Source organism: Streptomyces sp. NPDC049040, from assembly GCF_043197715.1.
Classification (GTDB): Bacteria; Actinomycetota; Actinomycetes; order Streptomycetales; family Streptomycetaceae; genus Actinacidiphila.
Genome location: NZ_JBICTO010000041.1, coordinates 1 through 7,625 on the forward strand (window position 1 = coordinate 1; position 7,625 = coordinate 7,625).

At 65.2% G+C, this 7,625-nt stretch carries 8 protein-coding genes; 6 read left to right on the top strand and 2 right to left on the bottom strand.

All coding sequences use genetic code 11. From position 1 onward, the window contains the following. Positions 1-193: 193 nt before the first annotated feature. Positions 194-625, top strand: coding sequence for a hypothetical protein (locus ACGFMP_RS37100; RefSeq protein ID WP_393678505.1), 432 nt, complete (start codon positions 194-196; stop codon positions 623-625). Positions 626-877: 252 nt separating this feature from the next. Beyond that, positions 878-1,813 (top strand): phosphotransferase family protein, encoded by a 936-nt coding sequence (locus ACGFMP_RS37105; RefSeq protein ID WP_393678507.1) that lies wholly within the window; start codon positions 878-880, stop codon positions 1,811-1,813. A 10-nt stretch (positions 1,814-1,823) separates the two neighbouring features. On the opposite strand, the gene ACGFMP_RS37110 is transcribed toward ACGFMP_RS37105, so the two are convergent. Continuing rightward, positions 1,824-2,735, bottom strand: coding sequence for a regulator (locus ACGFMP_RS37110; protein ID WP_393678508.1), 912 nt, complete (start codon positions 2,733-2,735; stop codon positions 1,824-1,826). A gap of 735 nt (positions 2,736-3,470) precedes the next feature. Here ACGFMP_RS37110 and ACGFMP_RS37115 point away from each other — a divergent pair. Genes ACGFMP_RS37115 through ACGFMP_RS37125 form a run of 3 tightly spaced genes read left to right on the top strand, consistent with a single transcriptional unit; the run spans position 3,471 to position 4,574 of the window. Continuing rightward, on the top strand, positions 3,471-3,977 hold the full coding sequence (locus tag ACGFMP_RS37115) for a bifunctional DNA primase/polymerase (RefSeq protein WP_393678517.1): 507 nt from the start codon (positions 3,471-3,473) through the stop codon (positions 3,975-3,977). After that, positions 3,970-4,260 carry a hypothetical protein gene (locus ACGFMP_RS37120; protein WP_393678509.1) on the top strand — a complete coding sequence of 97 codons (291 nt, stop codon included), beginning with the start codon at positions 3,970-3,972 and terminating at the stop codon, positions 4,258-4,260. Before ACGFMP_RS37115 ends, ACGFMP_RS37120 begins: the two co-directional genes overlap by 8 nt. Continuing rightward, positions 4,257-4,574 (top strand): hypothetical protein, encoded by a 318-nt coding sequence (locus ACGFMP_RS37125; protein WP_393678511.1) that lies wholly within the window; start codon positions 4,257-4,259, stop codon positions 4,572-4,574. Before ACGFMP_RS37120 ends, ACGFMP_RS37125 begins: the two co-directional genes overlap by 4 nt. 434 nt (positions 4,575-5,008) lie before the next feature. On the opposite strand, the gene ACGFMP_RS37130 is transcribed toward ACGFMP_RS37125, so the two are convergent. Then, the gene (locus tag ACGFMP_RS37130) at positions 5,009-5,443 is read right to left on the bottom strand and encodes a hypothetical protein (RefSeq protein ID WP_393678513.1); all 435 of its coding nucleotides are present in this window, start codon (positions 5,441-5,443) and stop codon (positions 5,009-5,011) included. Between the two features lie 1,314 nt (positions 5,444-6,757). Here ACGFMP_RS37130 and ACGFMP_RS37135 point away from each other — a divergent pair. Further along, on the top strand, positions 6,758-7,054 hold the full coding sequence (locus ACGFMP_RS37135) for a hypothetical protein (protein WP_393678515.1): 297 nt from the start codon (positions 6,758-6,760) through the stop codon (positions 7,052-7,054). Positions 7,055-7,625: the final 571 nt, after the last annotated feature.

The window sequence follows — 7,625 nt, forward strand, 5'->3', positions numbered from 1 at the left end:
ATCATCCGACAACACCAACTCGGCCTTCGGCCGACCCGTCCGCGCCACAAGCCAAGTCTACAGATATGAACAAAACTCCTGACTCAGAAGACTAGCAGGCGCGGTGGAAGCCGTTGCGTATGCAACGCGCCGCCTTGGGCGGCAGATATTTCATGGCGTAGATCCTACTGTTGCAGCTGCTTCAGTGGCTGCGATGTCGACTATCATCGTTGCAGTCGCGACTCTGGTGGTCCGCCGCTATGTTGAGCGACGCAAAGCCATCCAAGATGAGATCAGAGCCGGTAAGATTCCGGTGTATTCACGCCTTGTTGGCGGGCTTATGGCTACTATCTTGAACGGTAATTCAGAAAACAATGCCGACGACATAGTGACTCTGCTACGTGAGGTGACGCCGGATTTGGTCACCTGGGCATCTGACGATGTCCTCGTCGCGTGGGCACGATTCAAGCGTGAAGTGCAGAGTGCTACTCAGAGCGTAGATGCGGTTTTCGAATTTGAGAAACTCCTCTTGGCGATTCGTCGCGACTATGGTCACAGCGGGAGTAAGATGACCGAAGGCCAGCTCCTGGCTCTGTTTATTAATGACGTCGATGAACAGTTGGCTAGGCGACAGGCGCAATCCTGAGTGTCCATACGTTTGAACTGTTTGGGGAATAAATATCACCAAAGTGGCGATCCGCTCTTTGGTGTTTGATTAGCGGGGGTCGAGGGAATTCGAACCTGCGCACACGGCTTCAGAGACTGTGCGTGCCCGTTGCCGCGTGTGGGCGCCGACCTGGGCCGGAGACGGCCCCAGGGTCGCGACTGGGAAGATCATCACGTCCCTATGACGTCGACCGCCTGTCGGCCCGGCGTACCGGCCCGTATCGTCGGACGCATGGTGACTGGCGCGACGGGTGAGGGCGAAACGGCTGGCGCAGCAGCGGAGTTCACTGAAGCGGGCGTCGGCGCCGTGCTCCGAGAGGCATGCGGGTCAGCTGGACTCGACTCGTCCGGCGCCGAACTGCTGAGGCTTGGCTCCAATGCCGTGTACCGCTTGGCGGACCGGCCGGTGATCGTACGGATCACGCGGGATCGCGGTGCCCTCGACGAGATGGAGCGCGCGGTGCGGGTGGCGCGCTGGCTGGGGGAGAGGAACTTCCCCGCCAATCGGGTGCTGCCGGGGGTCCCTCAGCCGACCGTCATAGGCGGCCGGGTCGTCACCTTCTGGGAGAGCGTCCAGGAGACGGAGGAGTACGCGAGCGTTCCGGAGCTCGGTGATCTGCTCAAGCGGCTCCACTGGCTGGAGGAAGCGGAGTCGCTGGGGCTGCCGTACTTCGACCCCTTCGCGAAAGTCCAAGCTTCCCTCGGCGGCCTGGCCGGCGTGGCTGAGTCGGACGCGGCCTTCCTCACTGATCGCGCTGAGAAGCTGGAGAAGGAATACGCCCGCCTCGACTTCGTACTGCCGTTCGGGATGATCCACGGCGACGCGAACATCGGCAACATCCTACGCGCCCGCGACGGCCAAGCCGTCCTCATCGACCTGGACGGGTTCACACTGGCCCCACGCGAGTGGGACCTGATCCTGACGGCCATCTACTACGACCGCTACGAGTGGCACTCACGCGGCCAGTACGAAGCCTTCGTCGACCACTACGGCTTCGACGTCATGAACTGGCCCGGCTACCTGGTCCTCGCCGATGTCCGCGAGCTGATGATGACGCTCTGGATGGGCGGCAAGGCGGCGTCGGAGCCGAAGGCGGCCGTAGAGTTCACGCACCGCGTCGAGTCGATCCGCACAGAGGGCGACCGGCGCCTTTGGCGACCCTTCTGACTACGCATTCCTACGCGCGGGGATTGCTGCTGGCCGCTGTCCACAGCCGGTGCTCGCCCGCCTGCTCATGGAGGTCGCGTACGTGCGCGTTCGTCTGCAACGCCGTGAGCGCGGTGCGGAACTCCGCGAGGTAACTGACGGCGCGGGCCGACCGAAGCTGCTCGCCCAGGTCGAGTGCGTCCAAAGCGACGCGGCACGCTTCCTCGACGTCCCCGGCCTGTAAATGTGCATCGGCCAGGACCATCGTCGCGAAGAAGTCGCTGCGGATGTGGCTGCCGCTCATGGCGTTGCCCGCGTGCTCGACGGACCGCTGTGCGCTGTTGATGTCCCGGAAGCAGTGGGCGGCCTCGGCGGACAGCTCGGCATCGTCGAAGTAGGTGATCCACTCGGGTTCGTCGCCCTGGTTGCGCCGGTCCAAGGAGCGTTCGGCTTCGGTGAGGGCGTGCTGCGCGGCGTGATGGTCGGACGTGCGGGCGAGCGCACGGGCCTCCATGGCCCAGAACTGCGCCATCAGAGTCGGCGTCGCCACTCCCGAGATCCCCATGCGCGCGGCGCGGGCAAGCGTTGCGGCGTCGCTGAACCGGCCAACGAACGTAGCCTGATGGCTCATCGCCGAGAGGATGCTTCCCGCGAGCCGCCGATCGCCGGCGTCCTGGGCGAGCCGGAGGCCGTAGAGGTAGTACCGCTGGGCGAGCCCGTGTTGTCCGGCGTCGTAGGACATCCAGCCGGCGAGCCGTAGAGCTTCCCCGACCGTGGTGAAGAGAGCCCTACCGACCGACTCCGTGTAGGTGCCGTGCAGAAGCGGAGCCACGTCGTGGCTGAGGTACTGGATCACGGCGCGACGGGCGTGGCCGCCGCCAAACCGGTCGTCGAGTGCGGCGAAGGTGTCCGCCGTGGCCTTCACCATGGCGATGTCCGCCATGCTGACGCGTATTCCGCCTCGATCGCTGGAAGCCGGGGCTCTCAGCTCGGGGGCGACAAGCCAGCGTAGAGGCGTCGGCCCACGCCTGATCCGACAACGCCGACTGAGCCAAGAGCGGTACGTCGCCGAGGTCGGCGCGCCACAGCTCCGCGAGTGACGTGATGGCGGCCTGGGAGCTGTCCGGGTACCGCACCTCCGGGGCGCCCAAGGGTTCGGCTGGCGCCACTCGGCTCAACCCGAGGTCGGCTAGGGAGACTTGCAGGGCGTCCACCAACAGCTCACCGTAGAACTCGTCGGGCTGACTGTGCCCGTTCTCCCAACTTGCGATCCGACGCTTCACGCTGGCGTCCGAGGGCAGTGCCTGTCCGCGCCGGGCGGCCGCGCGTCGCAGCTCGCTCACGAGCCGAAGCTGTCCCCAGGCGCGCGAATGACGGGCGCTCCGGATCACGTCGGCGACTCGGCTGGTCGACTCCTCCACCGCGTCCTCCTCGCCTGCCTCACGCGGATGGCTGGGCCATCACTGTACGCGCGTGCACCGTCACGCTTCTGCCGGTTAACGGCGTCCCCCGACACTTCGAGGGGAGGACGGTCGGCGACGTACCTGGCTCGCGCGTCACCTCCACGTCACCTCCGACGTCACCCGTCGTCATCTGCCCTGGTCAGGCCAATCGCCGGAGGCTGGACTCAGCGACGGAGGGACCGTCGCGGGGTGGCTTGGGGTGATGGCGCGTGCAGATGGTGACGCGGCGGAGTATCGGGTGGCTGAGTCAGGCTGCGGATGATCCGCAACAGTTCCGCATGATGTGGTCGGACGATCCGCGCCAGCCTCAACTTGTCTCGGCAGGCGCGCTGTTCGACGTCGTGGTGACGGATCAGCAGGTGGGCATCGAGGCCCTGGACCAGCTACGGCGGAGGGGCATGCCAGCCGGTGCCGTGACGATCGACCGGGCGGCGCGCTGCACCGGCTTCCTGGTGCCGCCCGGGACGCGCGGCCTCTTCGAACGGACGGTTGCGCAAGAGACGGCGCTGCCTCCCACGTACCGCTACCTGAGCAATGGCTCGTACGTCGTCCTGCCGGGTCCGGTTCCGCTGCCCGGCGACCGCTTCGAGTGGCTGAACCCGTTGATGCGGCCCCAGCACCGCTCGCCGCTCCAGACGGTCGCCCTCGGCGTGATGCTCGCGGCCTCGGCCCGCCTGATCGAGCGGGCCGAACAGTACGGGCAGGAGCTGGCAGATGCGTGACGACGACTCGACCGTGAGCCGCGACCCCCTGACCGTCCGCGCGATCGAGAGCCCGGAATGGCAGGCGGCCCGGCAGGCAGCCACCAACCTGCGGGAGTCCTTGACCCTGGCCGGTCTGGAGAGCGACGTCCCCTACCTGCGCGCCGACCTCAATGCCTTCGGCCAGGGATACGTAGAACTCGGCCGCGTTGCCCCGGACATAGCCCAACGCCTCGCCGAACTCCTCCGCCGCGGACTCGCGTTCGTCCACTCCGACCCTGCCGAAGAAGGAGAACCGACATGACCGACTCCCGCGGTGCCTGCGCCCAGCCGGCAGGCACCCTTACCCCCGGCATCCCCTACGTCCGCGGTTGGGCGGAGGGCAGGTGGGCCGCCGAAACCCTGGCCCACCAACTCGTCCTCGCCGACCTGGCAGACGGCTTCGCCGCCCTCCGCGCGGACGTCAACATCCTCGGCGACGGCGTCGTGACCCTGGGCAAGGTCCTCCCGGAGACGGCTCTCCGCCTCTCGACCCTCCTGGCGGTCGGCCTGCTCGCGGAGAAGCTGGACGAGTGGACCGCAGAGGACGCGGCGGTCGGAGCAACGACCAGCTCCTGACTGCCTCAAGCACGTAGCGGTTCGGCCTCCTGTCCGGGACCGGCGCCCCAGCGCCGCAGCCCGGACAGGAGGCCGAACCACTGTATGTTGGGCAGTTAGACGTTGCCGTACTGGGCTGCGAAGCGCGGACGCGAGTACGACCATCAATGTCGGTGCCCGCGAATAGGGTCCCAAGCGCGGTCGACTTCCGAGGGGCCCAGGTCTACCCGGAATGGCTGCATCTCCGGCCTGTCTGGGCGTGGTAGGGCGGCATGTCCGGGGCCTAACCGACGGCTGGGCCTTGTTGACGGCTAGGGAAACGACCTGTTCAGCGCCGATCCCGCACGATCTCCCTCGCAGGCAATGGTGAGGCGCCGGCTTTCCAACTATGGGCGGTGAGGCCTTCGGTGCAGGTGGGACTCCGATCAGGGAGGTTCACGCCCTGAGGCTGTGGCTTATGCAGCCGAGCCCTGCTGTTTGAATTTCCAGTGGATCTCAGGGTGTGCCGACGCGATTTTAAGCAACTTCTTCCTGAACAGCTGTTCATCGAGGAAGAACTGGCCGGTGGCGTTCTGCTTGAGGGAATTCATGACGTATTCGAGAGCTGCGCACTTCCCGGGGTCGCCAGCGAGGGCGCCGACGTCAACGACGAGCAGTTCAGGCCGGTAGACGACGAACGACCAGCTCTCCCCAGAGTGAAGCAAGCGATCGGGGAAGGTGCGCAGTCCACGGCGCACGATTAGATTCCGCACGGCCTGGAGGCGCGTGAGCCTCAGCCGGTCCATCCCCTCTCGATCACGGACCCAGGCGTTTCGGATTACGGCAGCGCCGTCGTTGTTATTGACGGTGTCTTCAATCCATTTGAGTGTGGTGGTACGCACATACACCATGACGGTAGCTCCCTCATAACAAGCTGTTAGCAGGAGATAGGGTCGCAGACAGAGGGGGGCCGTGAGCAGATTCGCTGACTTTCCAGACAGTGGTGTAGGAAGTGTGGTAACAGGCTACGGTCTGGAACGTCTACCGGTTCATTTGCCGGCCGGAGCAGCCGCGACCCCGACCCGTTCCTCCTGGCGTCCAGGGCGCTGAGCTTGGGAATCACGGGGCTTCGACGTGACGAAAGTAGCTCTGACCTGCCGGAACGGTGCCTCTGGGCGGCTTGGCAGGACTCGCAGTTGGCCGCCTTCGACTGTGGTGCACTGCTCGGTCGGGCACGGATCGGGCACGTCATGATGAGCCTTCGGGGGGCGACCCACTTCACTGCCTGGTTTGAGGCTAGGACGACGGCCTCCTGGCCGCCGGATACGTCGCGGATCCGCTGAAGGGTCCAACCCGGGGGAGGCTGTGCGTCTACCATCCACGGATGGTCTCACCCGCCTGGTGATGACCACCGCTTGACAAGTTCGATCCGAAACTGCTCCGGCTGCCGTCGACGGCTAGCGCCGACCACCGGACAGGGACGCTGGTGCACGCCCCTGTCCGGCACCGTTGATGTCAGCTGTGGATGTCAGAGGCCGCCAGGGGTCGGCGGTTCAGCGACGAGCTCTACGGCAGGCTGTTCCTGTCAGTCTCGGGAAGCGTGATGGTCTCGTCGTAGTCGGTCCAGTTGTAGACCCACTGCTTCCTTACGACCACCTGTGCCGCCCAGGGAACTAGCGTTTCCGCAAGGCCGATGACGCGATCCGCGATTGTGTCCAATGCCCGCTGGACACTCGCGTCGCGGACGTTGGACCGCAGCCCTCGCGGGATCTGAAACTCAAAGCTGATCCGCAGGGAACGAGGCGTTCCCTTGGGGTCCTCGGTAACCACTCTTACCCCCTGGTCAGCCGATTCCTGTAGTCACGAGAGTACTCAACTATCGACGATAGTCAATGTTCTCGGCGAGATTGGCGGTTCTAGCGTAGATGGAAGCCCATGCTGGATGTGCTCCGGCAGGGTCTCTGAGCTGCTCAATCTCCTGTCGCTGCGACTTCTCCTCGTATCCAAGGCGAGCACTCACTCACGAGAACCTGGTCTGCTGAGAAACTTGGAGAGCTCTCCACAGGTGATCTCGCATGCGGCTACAGAAGCAACCGTTGGCCACCCTCTGTGGACCGCCCCGTCAGGCGCGCGCGCCAAGGCATCGGCGGCTTGCTACTCCCCAGATCCTCCCGCGTTGGTGGCACGGGCATGGCAGCCTATGAGTAGCAACGAAAGGATCGAAGATGCCCATTCTCTTCTTCGCCGCCGCCGGTGCCCTCTTTGGAGGCGCAACCGGCGGAGGGTGGTATCTGTGGAGGCGTGGTCTGCAGGAAGCGGCCAAGCGGTTGCAGCATGAGGACGCCGAGGCCGCGAAGCAGGCGCTGACAGATGCCATCGACCTTGCTGACCTGCGCCACAAGGCGCAACAAGCCGGCTTGGACCCGGATGAGGTCGTTGCTGGATACGAGAAGCTGCGAGACTCACAGCTGTCTCCCGATGACGTGCTCAAACGGCTGGGCCAGGCTGCCATCACCAGCTGAACTGCTTTGCCTCGCCGTGTAGATCTCCCGCGTACGTGAGGGGCGGTAACTCACGCGGCGAGCAAACTCATCTGGGCCCGGCGGCACTCCTTGGCGAGTGGTCGGATACCCAGAGGGCGTCTGCTCACAGTATGGGAGGCCGTGCCTTGAGTTGTCCCAAAGCGCAGGGGGGCCGGGAGAGGCATAGTGCGCCGGCGCATCCAGCCCACAGGTAGTCCACGACGCGACATGACGATGGTTAGCCCGTGAACCAAGCGTTTGAGCTTCTTCCTCGGGTCTGGTGCACGAGCGGATGACCTCTGTGGCGAGATCCGTCGGGCGGGTGCGCATGTCGCTGCGCCCAGCTCTGTCCCGGAGGAGCATCGGGAGGACGTCACTCGAAACGCGAAGACCGTGATTCAGGGGTAACGGTCAGCAGGCGTCTCAGCATCATCGGTGCCGCACGGCCGCAGGCGGTGCTCGCGAAGGCGGACAGCTGGGTTGCGTCCTTGGAAGTGGTGTAGCGGGTTGGACCTGATCCGGGGGTTTGTCCCGGTGTCCGGGTTGGTGCCCGCATAGAGAGACGGCCACC